We start from the raw sequence: 14,387 nt of genomic DNA, 5'->3' as shown, positions 1-14,387 counted from the left end.
GTCCCGTAGTCTGCGGATGGCGGCGAGGAGAGTGCAATGAACAAAGCTTTGCTGAACTCGTTGACGGATGCCGAGCGCATGCTGGTCGCTGACACCGAGCGGGATGTGCTGAAGGGCCTGGACGAGGACGAGCTCCTGGACCTGCACCAGCGGATTCGGCGGGTGCGGACGAAGTACGTGAAGAACTACCGCCGCGCCGCGAGCGCCGCGGTCGCCCCGGCGGGTGGGCGCGGGATGTCCTACGCCAAGAACCAGCGCGATCGCGACAAGGCGGAGCTGTTCGAGTCGGTGCTGGCGCGGGTCAGCCGTGAAGTCGCCGTGGCCGCCAACCGCGCGTCGATACAGCTTCGCAGCGAGCGGCTCGAGGCGGCCCGGGCCGCCAGGTCCAGCGCTCCGGCGATGCGCGCGGTCGACCCGCCGGTCCCGGAGAAGGTCACCCGGCCGCGGGCGACCAAGACCACGGGCGGCCTGAAGAAGGACGCGTCGACCCGGGCCCTGGGCGCCAAGCGCCAGGCGAAGCGCGACGCTCGCTGAGTCGGACGGAATTCGCCTGAATCGGGGGATCCCAGCGGCCACGTGGTCGGGTCTGCTGGACCAGCGGCAGCCGGTATCCGGGAGGAGCGGAGATGCGGGATGCGGACAGCGCCACCACACGGCCCTTGCGCCGGCGGAGGGTTGCCAAGGCGCTCGTGATCGGTGCCGCCCTGGTGGCGGTCGGCCTCGGGTACGGCGTACTGGTGCCGGACGGCGCGGCCGGTGCGGACGGTGCGCAGTCGCAGCAGATCGAGGAAGGGCGGAAGCTGTTCGCGGTCGGTTGCTCGAGTTGTCACGGCCTGCACGCCGAAGGGGGCACCGACGGTGATGGCCGGCCGGCCGGACCTTCGCTGATCGGCGTGGGCGCGGCCGCGGTCGACTTCCAGGTCAGCACGGGACGGATGCCGGCGGCACAGACCGGCGCCCAGGTGCCGCAGAAGCCCCCGGTGTACACGGAGGAGGAGATCGCGGCGCTGGCGGCGTACGTCGCCTCCCTCGCGCCGGGACCCGCGGTGCCCGCGGCCGAGGCGTACGACATCAGCAAGGTGACACAGGAGGACATCGTCCGGGGTGGTGAGCTGTTCCGGACGAACTGCACGGCCTGTCACAACTTCGCCGGCCGCGGCGGTGCGCTCCCGAACGGCCGCTACGCGCCGTCGCTGATGGAGACGACGCCGCGGAACATGTACCAGGCGATGCTCACCGGCCCGCAGCAGATGCCCGTCTTCTCCGACGACGTCCTGCTGCCCGAGGACAAGCGCGCGATCATCGCCTACATCGTGGGCCTGCAGCAACAGAGTGACCCGGGAGGGTTCGGCCTCGGCCGGCTCGGGCCGGTGTCCGAAGGCCTGTGGGGCTGGCTGATCGGGATCGGTCTGCTGGTCGTGGTGGCGGTCTGGATCGGGGCGAAGGTCCCCAAGATCCACGGCGGGCGCATTCGAACAAAAGACCACTGAAAACAAACACATGCCTGGCGAACGCGCCTACTAATAGCGAAACGCCACGGCATGTCCGATCTCCCGGAATCGGTGGGAACCGGTTAGTCTCGTTTGTGCGAGGACGTGAAAAAGCCGGACATTTCACCGAAAAGGGCACGCCCACCCAGAGGAGGGGTGACGCGCGTGACGAGCCGGGTTTCTGCAGGCGCGCGCGACGAGTTCCAGCATCAGGCCGGGAAGGTTCCTCGGCCGCCACTCACGCTGGTGACTCGTGAGCGGCTCCATTCTGCCCTCGACCTCGGCCTGCAGTCGTCGCTGACGATGCTGGTCGCACCCGCCGGGACCGGCAAGACGGTGCTCCTGTCGGACTGGGTGGCCCGTCGGCAGAAGGCGGGGCAGCCGGTGATCTGGGTGTCCGGGCAGACGCCCGGCGCGCTGGGCGGCGTCCTCGAGCAGGCGTCCGGCGTCGAGGCCCCGACGCCACCGGATCCGATCGTCGTCGACGACGCGCATCTGCTGCCGGCGTCCGCGGTCGCCGAGCTGGCGCACGTCCTGCAGACGTCACCCCACTCCGTGCGGCTCCTGCTCGCGAGCCGGTACGACCTTCCCCTGCCGGTCCCCGAGCTCGAGCTCAAGGGGATGGCGCTGACGCTGCGTTCGCGGGATCTGCGGTTCAACGACGTTGAAGCTGCCGCACTCGTGCAGGCGCACGCCCAGCACGCGACCGCCGCCGACATCTCGCTGTTCCAGCAGAAGACCGCCGGCTGGGCCGCCGCGCTGGTTCTCGCGGCCCGGACGCTCGCGACGTCGGGCGACACCGTGTGGCCGTTGGTCAATCAACGGCCGGTGCTCGATCTCCTGCTCGGCGAAACGCTCGGCACTCTCGACGAGCGGGTCCAGGCGATGCTGCTGACCACCTTCGGCGCCACCTCGTTGACCGAACACCTGGCCACGGTGCTGAGCGGGGACTCCGAGGCCGGCCCGATGCTGGCCGATCTCGCGGGCAGCGGACTGCTGGTCACGGCGTACGCCGACGATCCGGCCGCCGAGCCGCTCTACCGGTACCACCCGCTGCTGGTGGAGCTGCTCCGGCGGCGGGTCGCGGTCAGCGCCGAGGACCGGCAGCTCGCCGTCGCCGCGCGGCATCGCTCGGCCCTGTACTACGAGAACCGTGGCGACGGGTGCGCCGCACTGCGCAGCGCACTCGAGGCCGACGACGCGGCGCTGGTCGGCCGGATCCTGCTCGTGCACGGGCCGGCGATCCTGGCGGCCGGCGAGTCCGGGCTCGTCGAAGCCGGCTTCGAAGCTCTGCCGGACGGGTACGTCGACCAGCAGTCACGCCTGATCGGTGTCCGCGGTCTGCTGCGGCGCGTCACCGGGGACGTGGCCGGCGCGGTCCTGGACGCGGCGTGGGCCGATGGCCTGGCCATGGGGACGGACTCGGCGACGCCGGACGACGACGCGCTGGCGGCTGACGCCGTACTGCTGCGTCTGTGGGAGTCGCGCTACGGCTGGCACGACGTGCACGCGGCGATCGGCCGGGCGAGATCCCTGCTCGCGCTGGTGCCGACCGACGGCAATGGCCGGTCCCGTGCCGTCCTCGGGCCGGAACGACTGGCCTGGCTGCTGATCGAGCTCGCGGCCGCGGAGACCTGGGCCGACGAACTGGACGCGGCCCTCAGCCATCTGGACGAGGCACTCGTCACCGCGCGGATGGCGAGCCACCACCAGCTCATCGCCGGGTGTCTCGCCCACCGGGCGATCGTGGAGTGTGTGCGCGGCCAGGTCCAGAACGCCGCCCGGTCGGCGCGCGCCGCCCTCGATGCGGGCGGAGAGCAAGGACTTCCGGAGGAGTACGCCGTTCGCGTGCAGGTCGTGCTCGGACTCGCGGCGCTCAGTGAGCTCGATCTGGACGCCGCGTGGGAGTGTCATCAGCTCGCGGCGAGGACCGACGTGGCGGGGGCCGACACGGTGGTCGCGGCGTTGCGGGTGATGTTGGGTGCGGTGCTCCTGGTCGAGAAGGGCCGCCTGGGCGAGGCACTGACCGAGCTCACCATCGATCCGGTGGCGGCCGGTCCGTTGCCGTCGTTCCTGTCCCGGGACCTGGCGCTGCTGCGGTCGTGGCTGGCGACCCTGGTCGGGGACAAGCCCGCCATCGACGCCCAGGCGTCGGTGCTCGAGCGCACCGGCAACCACGCCGAGGCCGAGCTGGTCCGGGCCATGACTTCGATCGTCCAGGGGGACATCCCGACGACCCTGAAGCTGATCGACGCGGTGGTCGACCGGCCGGGCCTCTATCCGCCGCTGGCCTCGGTCGCCGCCTCGTTCCGTACCGTCCTGCTGAGCCGGACCGGCGACCAGCCGGCCGCCGATGCCGCGCTGGTGGACACCCTGAACCGGGTCACCCCGCAACGCCTGCTGCACGCGCTCACACCGGCCGGCGACGAACCCGCCTTCCTCGACCAGCTGCGCAGGAACGTCACCGGCCCGAACCCGCACCCGTTCGCCGCGATCGCGCTCGAGAAGCTGTCGGGCTACCAGCCCGGGTGGAGCGAGGCGGGCGGGATGACCCTGCTGGCCCGGACCCGGCTGGACGCGCACGACCCGCCGCCGCGCCGACTCGATGCCGTGATCAACGGTGCCCGGATCCGGCTGACGGCCCGCGAGGCGGACGTGCTCGACCAGCTCGCGCTGGGCAGCTCGTACACGGAGATCGCCCAGGCGCTGTTCATCACCGAGAACACGGTCAAGACGCACTTGATCTCGCTCTACCGCAAGCTCGGCGTCGAGAAGCGGTCCGCGGCCCTGCGAGTCGCGCGCACCGTCGGTCTGTTGTAGTCCGCGGCTCCTTCATCCCCCGTACCGGGTGAACGCGTCCTCGCCACGGCGGGCCGGACGCCGTACCGGACCGGGTCGGTCGGGCCTTCTCGCACGTCGGCGCCGACGGCGGCGAATCACCCTAATCGGAGGAGGTAGGGGACGGCCCTGGTTGATGGGATGAAACGCCCGCGCGGCACCAGTCCCGAGCCGCGCGGCACCAGTCCCACGCCGGTGTTCGGACGGGCCTTGGCGGCCGCGCACCGGCCGGAGGAGGTTTCGTGAACACGACCCCAGACGACTTCGATCCGATTCCTTCGACCAGGTACCGGGCCCGGGTCGGTGTTGCTTCGCTGAAGCAGGCCGAGGACGAGGCGGACGCGCTCGCCGTACCGGTGGCCGCGGACGCGGAGCCACCGGACGAACTCGGGACCAGCAGAGCCGGCCTGACCTCGGCCGGCTTCGAGGGCAAGCGCGGCCAGACCCTCGTGCAGCCCCGCGCCGACGGCCCGGTGCGGGTCGCGGTCGGGATCGGCGATCCCGGCGAGTTCGACGTCACGCTCGTCCGTGACCTGGCCGCGGAGTTCGCCCGCGCCGTGCCGTGGCACCAGCGTCTCGCGATCGAGATCCCGTCCCGCGACGTCGGTGTGTCGGTCGCCGACTTCGCCCAGGCGGTGACCGAAGGCGTGCTCCTGGCGCGCTGGCGGTATTTCGTCGGCCAGGGCGCCGACAAGCCCACGCTGGAATCCCTGCTGGTGGTGGCCTCCGAGGATCAGGTCGAGGCAGCCGAGGCCGGCATCGAGCGCGGCCGGATCATCGCCGCGGCGTGTTCGCTGGGCCGCGATCTGGCCAACTGCCCGGCCACGACGTTGTCGGCCGTCCGGATCGCCGAGGTGGCCGCAGAGGTGGGGCCGGCGGCCGGCCTGCAGGTCGAGGTGTTCGACAAGGACCAGTTGATCGCGATGGGGTGCGGCGGACTGCTCGGCGTGAACCGCGGGAGTGTGGAGCCGCCCCGGATGATCCGGCTCCGCTACGAGCCCGCCGATCCGACCGGCCGGATCGCCCTGATCGGCAAGGGCGTCATGTACGACTCCGGCGGCATCAGCCTGAAACCGAGCGACGAGTCGCACGCCCAGATGAAGAACGACATGACCGGGGCTGCCGCCGTCCTCGCATCGATGACAGCCCTGCGGGATCTGGGCTGCACGACGGCGGTCACCGGCTACATGATGTGCACCGACAACATGCCGTCCGGGTCGGCCATGAAGCTCGGTGACGTCCTGAAGATGCGCAACGGCAAGACGGTCGAGGTCTTGAACACCGATGCGGAGGGACGGCTCGTGATGGCCGACGCACTGGCCCTGGCAACCGAGGAGCCGGTCGACGCGATCGTCGACATCGCCACCCTGACCGGTGCCTGCCTGCGGACGTTCGGTGTCGAGATCGCCGGTGTCATGGGCAACAACCCGGCCGTGGTGGAGCAGTTGAGGCGTGCGGGTGACGTCGTCGACGAGCAGGTCTGGGAGCTCCCGCTGCACAAGTCCTACCGGACGCAGCTCGACTCGTCGATCGCCGACATGACCAACATGGGCGGGGTCAACGCGGGTTCGATCACCGCCGCGCTGTTCCTCCAGGAGTTCGTCGACGGCCGGCCGTGGGCGCACGTCGACATCGCGGGGACGGCCCAGTTGCCGGCCCCGAGAACCTGGCGGAACAAGGGCGCGACCGGCTTCGGCACCAAGTTGCTGATCGAGTTCGCCCGCGCGTTCGCCCCGGTCGGCGGGACGGGGCGCTCATGAGCGCCGACGCGGTCGAGGAGAAGCCCGCCAAGAAGGGCGGTATGCAACGGGTTCTCGACGGTATCGAGCGGGTCGGCAACAAGGTCCCGCACCCGGCGCTGATCTTCCTCGGCCTGATCGTCCTCGTCATCGTGCTGTCGCAGGTCTTGGCCTGGACAGGTACGAGCGTGACGACGGAGGTCGCCGAGCCCGGGACCGCCCAGGTCGAGCCCGAGTACCCCGGTGGAACCAGCGTCCCGGGCAACGACGCACCTCCGGCGCCGGCCGTGCCCGACTTCGAGGTGCACCGGGAGACGATCACCGCGGAGAGCCTGCTGGACGGCGACGGCATCCGGTTCATGTTCACCACGGCCGTCCAGAACTTCAACGACTTCGGGGTCGTCGCGGTGATCCTGGTCGCGATGATCGGCGTCGGCGTCGCCGAGGAGGCGGGCCTCATCGCGGCGCTGATCCGGAAGATGGTGAAGGTGGCGCCGAAGGGCGCGATCACGTTCATCATCGTCCTGCTCGGCGGTATCTCGAGCGTGGCCTCGGATGCCGGCTATCTGGTCCTGATTCCGCTCGGCGCGGCGGCGTTCGCGTCCCTCGGGCGACATCCGCTGGCCGGCATCGCGGCGGCGTACGCCGGGGTCAGTGCGGCCTTCTTCGTCAACATCCTGATCACCCCGGCCGACGGCATCATCACCGAGGTCACGAACGAGACGATCGCGCTGGTCGCTCCCGACGTGCATCTCAACGTCACGCAGAACCTCTTCTTCAGCATCGCCTCGACGCTGTTCTGCGCGGTCGTCATGACGGTGATCACCGAGCGGCTCCTCGAACCGAGGCTCGGCAAGTACGACCCGGCCGAGGCTCCCGCCGACGCACCGGTCGACCACCAGCCGACCGACGAGGAGATGGCGCTGGAGTCCCGCGGACTGCGCTGGTCGGTCTACTACCTGCTGATCGCGGTCGCCATCGTCTCGGCGCTGACCTTCATCCCCGGCGCTCCGCTGCGCAACCCCGACACCGGCGAGATCTTCGGGAACTCGCCGTTCATGAGCAGCCTGCTCTTCATCATCTCGATGCTGTTCCTGGCCGCCGGTCTCGGGTACGGGCGGGGTTCGAAGTCCCTGACCGGCAGTACGAACGTCATCAACGCGATCGTGAAGACGTTCAACGGCCTGGGCGGGCTGATCTTCCTGATGCTGCTGATCGCCCAGTTCATCGCGTACTTCAACTACACGAACATGTCGACGCTGGCCGCGACCGGTCTGGCCGACCTGCTCGAGCGCGCCGACATCGGAGCGCTGCCGTTGCTGATCGGCTTCATCCTGCTGGTCTTCGTGATCGACCTGATCATGCCCGGCGTGATCCCGAAGTGGGCGATCCTGGCGCCGATCTTCATCCCGCTGTTCTACCGGCTGGGCATCGCGCCGCAGACCGTGATCGCGGCGTACCGGGTCGGCGACGGTCCGGCCAACGTGATCACCCCGCTGATGGTCTATCTGCCGTTCATCGTGCTGGTCGCCCAGCGGTACCGGAAGAAGGCCGGGCTCGGCACGGTGGTGTCGATGATGCTGCCGTACACGATCATCGTCCTGGTCACCTGGACCTTGTTCTACATCGCGTGGTACGCGATCGGGATCCCGTGGGGCCCGTCCGCGCCGGTGCACCTTGGTTAGGAGGCGCCATGGATGACGGCACGGTGAGCCTGATCATCCTCGGGCTCGCCGTCGTCCTGTTCGTGTGGAACAAGTTGCCGGTCGAGGTCGTCGCCGTGCTCGTCGCCCTGGCCCTGTGGGCGACCGGCGTGCTCGGCTTCACCGAGGTACTCGCGGGCTTCGGCGATCCGGTGGTGATCTTCATCGCCACGCTGTTCGTGGTGAGCGAGGGTGTCGACTCCACCGGGGTGACCGCGTGGGCCGGCCAGACGATCGTCAAGCACGCCGGAACCACGCGAGCCCGGCTGCTGATCGCGGTCACCGGCCTGTGTGCCCTGCTGACGGCCCTGATCACCCTCAATGGTGCGGTCGCGGCCCTGCTGCCACTCGTCGTCATGCTCGCCATGCGGATCGGGCAACCGCCGTCGCGGATGCTGATGCCGCTCACCTTCGCGGGCAGCGCCGGATCCCTGCTGATGCTGACCGGCACACCCGTCAACATCATCGTCTCGGACGCGGCCAACGAGGCCGGCGCGGGGCCGTTCCCGTTCTTCTCCTTCGCCGTGGTCGGCGTTCCGCTCGTCATCGGCACCATCGCCATCTCGGTGCTGCTCGGTCCCAAGTTGCTGCCGGCCGCACGGCCCGCGCATCCGGAAGCCGACCTCGCCGTGCACGCCCAGACGCTCGATCTGCACTACGCCTTGACCGAGGGCTTCTACCGGCTGCGGGTCCGCGAGCGCTCGCCGTTGCTCGGACAAGGGATACGCGACCTCGACTTCACGCCGTACCCGGGAGTGGAGGTCGTCGGCGTCCAGGACGGCCGGGGCCAGACCCGGCTGGACGCGGCGATCGATGTCGGAGACGTCCTGGTGGTCACCGGCCCGTCGGAGCAGATCCGGAGTCTGACCGTCGACTCGTTGCTCTCGGTCAGCATGGCGCCGACGCCGGTCGACAACCTGATGAACCGGGACGCCGGCGTGGTCGAGGTCGTGATCCCGCCGCGGTCGTCACTGGTCGGCGAGACCGTCTTCCCGGGCATGCACCGCGGACGTGAGCTCGTCATCATCGCCGTCCAGCGGATGGGCAAGGACCGCGGCAACAAACACACCGAGCTGGCCGAGGGCGACGCGATCCTCGTGCACGGCCCGTGGGCGGCGCTCGACGAACTCACCAGGGACCGGGACGTCCTGCTCGTCGACTCGCCGGAGCTCGTCCGGCGCCAGGCCGTGCCGTGGGGACCGAAGGCCTCGGTCGCCGTCGCCATCCTCGCGGCGATGGTGGTCCTGCTCGCGACCGGCGCGGTTCCGCCCGCGATGGCGGGTCTGCTGGCCGCGACGGCGATGGTGCTGACGAAGGTGGTCGGCACGCGACAGGCCTATCGCGCGATCTCCTGGCAGATCGTCGTACTGATCGGGGCGTTGATCCCGTTGTCGGTCGCGATCCAGTCCAGCGGCGGGGCCGACCGGATCGCCGAGCTGATCATCGACGCGGTCGGGCCGGGCCGGCCGTATTTGTTGCTGTTGGCCCTCTTCGCGCTCACTGCCGCCCTGGGGCAGATGGTCAGCAACACCGCGACGGTGCTGATCGTCGCGCCGATCGCGGTCGCGGCGGCCGAGGGGACCGGGACCTCGGTCAAGCCGGTCCTGATGCTCATCGCCGTGGCCGGCGCGGCCGCGCTGCTGACTCCCATCTCCACGCCCGCGAACATGATGATCATGAGCCCGGCGGGCTACCGCTTCGGGGACTACTGGAAGCTCGGCCTGGTCGTGATGGCGTGGTGGCTGCTCACGGCACTGGTGGTCATCCCGCTCGTCTGGCACTTCTGACATGTCCGACAGGTACGTTTCGACCGGCGGCCTGCCGGAGCGGACCACGGTCGCCGAGCTGGTCCGGACGGCGTACGAGCGTTTCCGCGACGTCGGCGAGGGTGCGGTGTCGGACGTGTATCCGGCGTTGTCCCGGGTCGATCCGGACGCCTTCGGGATCTGTGTCGAGGCGATCGACGGCCGTCAGTTCGAGGCGGGGGAGTCCCGCCGGCCGTTCACGATCATGAGCGTCGCCAAGCCGTTCGTGTTCGCGCTGACGTGCCAGGTGGTCGGAGTCGACGCCATTCGCACCTTGGTGGGCGTGAATGCGACCGGGCTGGCCTTCAACTCGGTGCAGGCGGTCGAGCAGTCGCACGCGGGACGGACCAACCCGATGGTGAATCCCGGTGCGATCGCGACGACGAGCCTCACCCCGGGCAACTCGGTGGAGGAGCGCTGGCAGTTCGTCGTCGACGGCCTGTCCCGGTTCGCGGGACATGAGCTCCGGCTGGACGACGACGTACTCACCTCGGCACTGGCCACGAACCATCGCAACCGTGCCCTGGCCGCGCTGCTCAAGAGCGTCGGCGGCCTAGCTGGTGATCCGGAGGAGGCGACCGAGCTCTACACCCGGCAGAGCTGTCTGAGCGTCGCCGCGACGGACCTCGCGGTGATGGGTGCGACGCTGGCGGACGGCGGGATCTGCCCGCTGACCCAGGAGCGGGTGATCGATCCGGACGTCGCCCGGGTCACGCTGGCGGTGATGACGATCGCCGGCCTGTACGAGACCTCCGGTGACTGGCTGCTCGACGTCGGCGTACCGGGCAAGAGCGGGATCGGTGGCGGAATCGTGACGGTCTCGCCCGGAAAGGGAGCGCTGGCAACCTTCGGGCCACGGCTGGATCAGGCCGGCAACAGTGTGCAGGGCCAACTGGTCGCGCAGTTCCTGGCCCGTCACCTCGGGCTCGACCTGCTCGCGTCGCAACCGGTCCCGCCGGCCGCTGTTCCCTGGTGAGCTACGGGGCGGCCAGGGTGAGGGTGGTGGTGGCCGGTTGCGACGCACCTGCTCGCACGTAGGTCAGTTCGATGGTGTCTCCGACGTTGCGGGTCAGGGTCGCGACGACGATCTGCTCACTGCTGACAGCCGGCGCGTTGTCGACCTCGGTGATGATGTCGCCCGCTTTCAGCCCGGCCTTCTCCCCGGGACCTCCGGCGTCGACCGCGAGGACGAACAGACCGGTCGGGGTTCCGGCTGCCTCGGCGACCGAGGGCGGGATCTCCTGCACCTGCAGGCCGGTGGTCGGGTGGCCCGGCTCGCCGGTGCGGATGAGTTCGTCGGAGATCGGTTTCGCCAGGTCGATCGGGATCGCGAAGCCGAGTCCGACACTGCCGCCGCCACCGACACCGGCCTCGTTCGGCACCGTGGCGATCGCCGCGTTGACGCCGACCAACTGTCCCGAACAGTTGACCAGAGCGCCACCACTGTTGCCTGGGTTGATGGCCGCATCGGTCTGGATGGCGCCGATCAGATGGTGGGTCACGCCGTCGCCCGGCACCGGCACATAGCGATCCAGTGCGCTGACGATGCCGGAGGTGACCGTACTGGCGAGTCCGAGCGGAGCGCCGAGGGCGACGACCGGTTGACCGACCTGTACGGACGCCGACGTTCCGAAGCCGATCACGGGATAGCCCTTCGCGGCGTCGGCTGCCTTGAGCACCGCGAGGTCGGTGCTGGGATCACGGCCGACGATCTCGGCGGCCGAGCTGTGACCGTCGCTGTACTGGACGGACACGGTGCCGCCACCCGCGGCGACCGAGATGACGTGGTCGTTGGTGAGGATGTAGCCGCCGTCCCGGATGATCTGGCCCGACCCGGTGCCGGCCGAGGCGCCGCTGCTCGCCGCGATCGTGACGATCGACGGCAGGACCTGGTTCGCGATCGGGATCGCGGCGCACATCGCCGTACTCGGATCGGCCCGGCCCGCCGCCGTGGTGCCCGTGTCGCCGGTGCGCTGAATGACGACCAGGACCAGCGCGGTGACGAGGGCGCCGACGACGGCGGCCACCGCGACGCCGATGGCCAGCGGGCCTTCGAGGGTGAAGCGGCCGGGGCCGGCCGGGGGTGTGGACTCCGGTTCCGGCGGTCCGCCGTCGGCCTGGACCATCTCGACCTCCTCTGGTCCGCTCAGGGTTCGGAGCGCACCGGTGGCAGGTCATGCTCGACGCTCCTGTCGCCATCCCGAGAATAGGGTCGGTCCCCGGCCGGCATCTCACCTGATCCAGGTGACTCCGGCGCCTCGGCGGCACGGTCGAAGTACAGGTACACGACGGCCGTCGAGGCGACCGGCATCGCCAGCGCGAACAGGATCGACGAGATGACGTTGACGAGGTTGGCCGGCAGATCCGTGCCGAGCAGCAGGACGATCCCCGCGATCGGCCCGACGGCCAGACCCAGGCCGACGATGATCACGAGTGGTACCGCGGTTCGCCACCACCGGCCCTTGATCAGGCGCCGGCTGCGCTGCAGCGCCGTACGTCCGGAGCGGTGCTCGGCCAGGACCGCCGGTACGGCGAACGCCCGGCTGACCGCGTAGTAGATGGCCACGGGGATCGTCGCGCCGACGATCGTCAGGGCGGCGATCACGACGAAGTACTGTCCGGCCGCGCGGCTCAGCGGACGCCTGTTCGCGGCCACCTGGCGCAACGCGGCCCCGCTGGTCGTCGGCACGCCTCGGTCCAGCTGGTCGAGCATCGCCGTGACGGCGGCCAGGAGAACGACGTACGTCGCCAGCGTGAGCAGCGTGACTACCAGGGCGACCAGCGAGGCCCAGAGACCGGTCGCGTTCTCGGTCGGAGCGCCGAGGTCGGTCGGAGCATCACGTCTGGCGACTTGGAGCTTGGCGAGGACGACCGTCACCAGGCTCAGGACGGCGAAGACCGCGGCGAAGCCCCCGAACAGACCCGGTCGATGCCGGAACAATCGCAGTGCGGCCACGACCGCCTGACCCCAGGCCCGTCGCTGCCGCGCGGGCAGCGGATCCGCATCGCTCCAGCGCGTCCGGCTGGCCGCGAACCAGATCAGCGCCACGAGTGCGGCGAGCAGCAGCCCGAGCAGCCAGGTCCGGTCGAGGGTCTCGCGGACCAGGTTCGATCCGGTCGCGACCGCCGTACAGAAGGCTCCGGTGCTGCTCGGGCCCAGCAGGGTGCCGGCCGGAACCGTACTGCTGTCGTCGCGCCAGGTCGTCTCGGCGTCCTGGATCGGCGTGGTCCAGGAGTCCTTCATGTTCGGCCCGGTCGGTCCGTCGAAGAAGGACCGCTGCCGTTCGCCCCACCGTCCCTCGAACGCGAGCCACGGGTACTGCTGCCGGTAATCCGCGGTGGCCATCGGGACGTAGGCGACGCGAGGTCTGAGGTCGGGTCCCGGATTGGTCGTGTCGTCGCACCCCAGTCCTTCCGAACCGCGGCCGAGGTACAGGCGCCGCCCGTACTTGTTGGCGTGGGAGCCCGCGGCCGGGTAGACGACCGGATGAGTTCTGTCGACGACCGTCAGCTTGGCGTCGCCCCATCGTGCCCGCTCGGCGCCACCGTGCTGGCTGTAGCCGACGGCGGTCGGGTTCATCGTCAGGGCAGCCGCCGGTGTCGCTGCCGCGAAGACCAGCTGGATCGACTCCCAGTCGCCTTCGTGGGTGTTGTTGTAGTCGTTGAACACGTAGAAGAACCAGTACTCCAACGAGAGCTGATCGGGGAACTTGGGGTCTCTGGCGACGTGGGCGTAGACGGTCGCCGGGTGCGTCGCGTTGATGCGCGCCGACCACTCGGCATAGTCGCAGCCGGGGCGCAGCGGATCACCGGGGAAGTCGAGGAAGTGGCCGGGGTACCCGCGACCGAGATCCGAGGCTTCCGGCTGTGGCTTGACCAGGTCGGGCGGTCGCCACGGACCGCGGAGTGCGACCTGCTGATCACCCAGGACGGCCTCGACATCGGTGGGCTGGAACTGCTCGCCCTCATCACACCTCGATGAATCCTCCTGCAGTCTGACGATGGGGGAGTAACGGTCGGCCAGGGTCTGCGCGGCAATGTCGTCGGGGGAACCCGCGGCGACGGCCGGGTCGGCCGGGCAGAGGAACAGCACGGTGGCCAGGGCGAACATGACCACGGCGAGAGCTCTTCTCCCGGGCGTGGTCATGCCAGCAGGATGAGCCCGTCGACGCGATCCCCGCACCATCCGGTCCACAGGTCGGGTCACCCGATCCGGGTGATCCCCTCCGGGCCGACTAGCCGGACGGCGGCGCGGGACCGGCGCCACCACGCGATCGTCAGCAAGCCGACGATCACCGGCACGATCTGTACGGCGACCCGCCAGAGGATAGACGACCATGAAGCTGCAGATCATGACGAGGACGGTGTGAGGAGACGGCCGATCGTTGCGGCGCTCCGCTCGGCCCGCAAGGCGTCGACCCGGCCGAGCAGCAGCAGCGGCTTCGGGATCTTCCGCCGGGCGACCCGGTCGATCGGCGCCGCGCGTTCGCGCTCCGGCGGGCCTGGCTGCCGCAGTCGCCCAGGAAGGGTGATGCTTCCTGGCGCCAGGGGCAGGAGAGTCGAGCCGACGGGTCGGGAAAGGGGCGTCCCATGGGCCACTATGTCATTCGGGTGAAGGGATCGTTGTCGCGCGACCTGACCGACGCGTTTCCCTCGCTGACAGCCGATGAGGAGCCCGCGCAGACGGTCCTGCACGGATATCTCGACGACCAGGCGGCACTCGCCGGCATCCTCAACCACCTCGACATGATGGGAATCAATATCCTCGAGGTGATGCAGGTCCCGCCGACCCAACCGCCGGAGGGCTCCTGA

The 14,387-nt window shown here is 69.9% G+C and carries 10 protein-coding genes; 8 read left to right on the top strand and 2 right to left on the bottom strand.

The window, feature by feature from the left end; translation table 11 throughout:
* Positions 1-36 precede the first annotated feature (36 nt).
* The 7 genes from ACZ6O0_RS03935 to glsA all read left to right on the top strand — a co-directional run bounded on the left by ACZ6O0_RS03935 (position 37) and on the right by glsA (position 10,551).
* On the top strand, positions 37-534 hold the full coding sequence (locus tag ACZ6O0_RS03935; protein WP_465763296.1) for a hypothetical protein: 498 nt from the start codon (positions 37-39) through the stop codon (positions 532-534).
* Positions 535-626: 92 nt separating this feature from the next.
* Positions 627-1,490 (top strand): cytochrome bc1 complex diheme cytochrome c subunit, encoded by an 864-nt coding sequence (gene qcrC / locus ACZ6O0_RS03930; protein ID WP_465763295.1) that lies wholly within the window; start codon positions 627-629, stop codon positions 1,488-1,490.
* Between the two features lie 165 nt (positions 1,491-1,655).
* Positions 1,656-4,310, top strand: a complete 2,655-nt coding sequence (locus ACZ6O0_RS03925; protein ID WP_465763294.1) for a LuxR C-terminal-related transcriptional regulator — start codon at positions 1,656-1,658, stop codon at positions 4,308-4,310.
* 260 nt (positions 4,311-4,570) lie between these two features.
* Complete coding sequence (locus ACZ6O0_RS03920; protein ID WP_465763293.1) at positions 4,571-6,088, top strand: leucyl aminopeptidase family protein; 1,518 nt, start codon at positions 4,571-4,573, stop codon at positions 6,086-6,088.
* On the top strand, positions 6,085-7,752 hold the full coding sequence (locus tag ACZ6O0_RS03915; RefSeq protein ID WP_465763292.1) for an AbgT family transporter: 1,668 nt from the start codon (positions 6,085-6,087) through the stop codon (positions 7,750-7,752). Before ACZ6O0_RS03920 ends, ACZ6O0_RS03915 begins: the two co-directional genes overlap by 4 nt.
* An 8-nt stretch (positions 7,753-7,760) precedes the next feature.
* The gene (locus ACZ6O0_RS03910; protein WP_465763291.1) at positions 7,761-9,557 is read left to right on the top strand and encodes an SLC13 family permease; all 1,797 of its coding nucleotides are present in this window, start codon (positions 7,761-7,763) and stop codon (positions 9,555-9,557) included.
* 1 nt (position 9,558) lies between these two features.
* Positions 9,559-10,551 carry a glutaminase A gene (glsA, locus tag ACZ6O0_RS03905; protein ID WP_465763290.1) on the top strand — a complete coding sequence of 331 codons (993 nt, stop codon included), beginning with the start codon at positions 9,559-9,561 and terminating at the stop codon, positions 10,549-10,551.
* Position 10,552: 1 nt separating this feature from the next.
* Here glsA and ACZ6O0_RS03900 read toward each other — a convergent pair whose 3' ends face one another.
* Entirely contained in the window at positions 10,553-11,701 is a 1,149-nt protein-coding gene (locus ACZ6O0_RS03900) for a S1C family serine protease (protein WP_465763289.1), read from the bottom strand.
* A 20-nt stretch (positions 11,702-11,721) separates the two neighbouring features.
* Entirely contained in the window at positions 11,722-13,722 is a 2,001-nt protein-coding gene (locus tag ACZ6O0_RS03895) for a hypothetical protein (RefSeq protein WP_465763288.1), read from the bottom strand.
* A 443-nt stretch (positions 13,723-14,165) separates the two neighbouring features.
* On the opposite strand from ACZ6O0_RS03895, the gene ACZ6O0_RS03890 reads away from it, so the two are divergent.
* Positions 14,166-14,387 (top strand): hypothetical protein, encoded by a 222-nt coding sequence (locus ACZ6O0_RS03890; protein ID WP_465763287.1) that lies wholly within the window; start codon positions 14,166-14,168, stop codon positions 14,385-14,387.

Source organism: Kribbella sp. NPDC048837 (assembly GCF_055586945.1).
Note: the sequence above shows the minus strand (reverse complement) of the source record. Positions and strands in the feature narration are given on the sequence as shown.

Coding starts and splice junctions, on each gene's coding strand:
- ACZ6O0_RS03895 (WP_465763288.1), bottom strand. CDS start 13,722: ATGACCACGCCCGGGAGAAGAGCTCTCGCCGTGGTCATGTTCGCCCTG.
- glsA (WP_465763290.1), top strand. CDS start 9,559: ATGTCCGACAGGTACGTTTCGACCGGCGGCCTGCCGGAGCGGACCACG.
- ACZ6O0_RS03890 (WP_465763287.1), top strand. CDS start 14,166: ATGGGCCACTATGTCATTCGGGTGAAGGGATCGTTGTCGCGCGACCTG.
- ACZ6O0_RS03900 (WP_465763289.1), bottom strand. CDS start 11,701: ATGGTCCAGGCCGACGGCGGACCGCCGGAACCGGAGTCCACACCCCCG.
- ACZ6O0_RS03910 (WP_465763291.1), top strand. CDS start 7,761: ATGGATGACGGCACGGTGAGCCTGATCATCCTCGGGCTCGCCGTCGTC.
- ACZ6O0_RS03915 (WP_465763292.1), top strand. CDS start 6,085: ATGAGCGCCGACGCGGTCGAGGAGAAGCCCGCCAAGAAGGGCGGTATG.
- qcrC (WP_465763295.1), top strand. CDS start 627: ATGCGGGATGCGGACAGCGCCACCACACGGCCCTTGCGCCGGCGGAGG.
- ACZ6O0_RS03935 (WP_465763296.1), top strand. CDS start 37: ATGAACAAAGCTTTGCTGAACTCGTTGACGGATGCCGAGCGCATGCTG.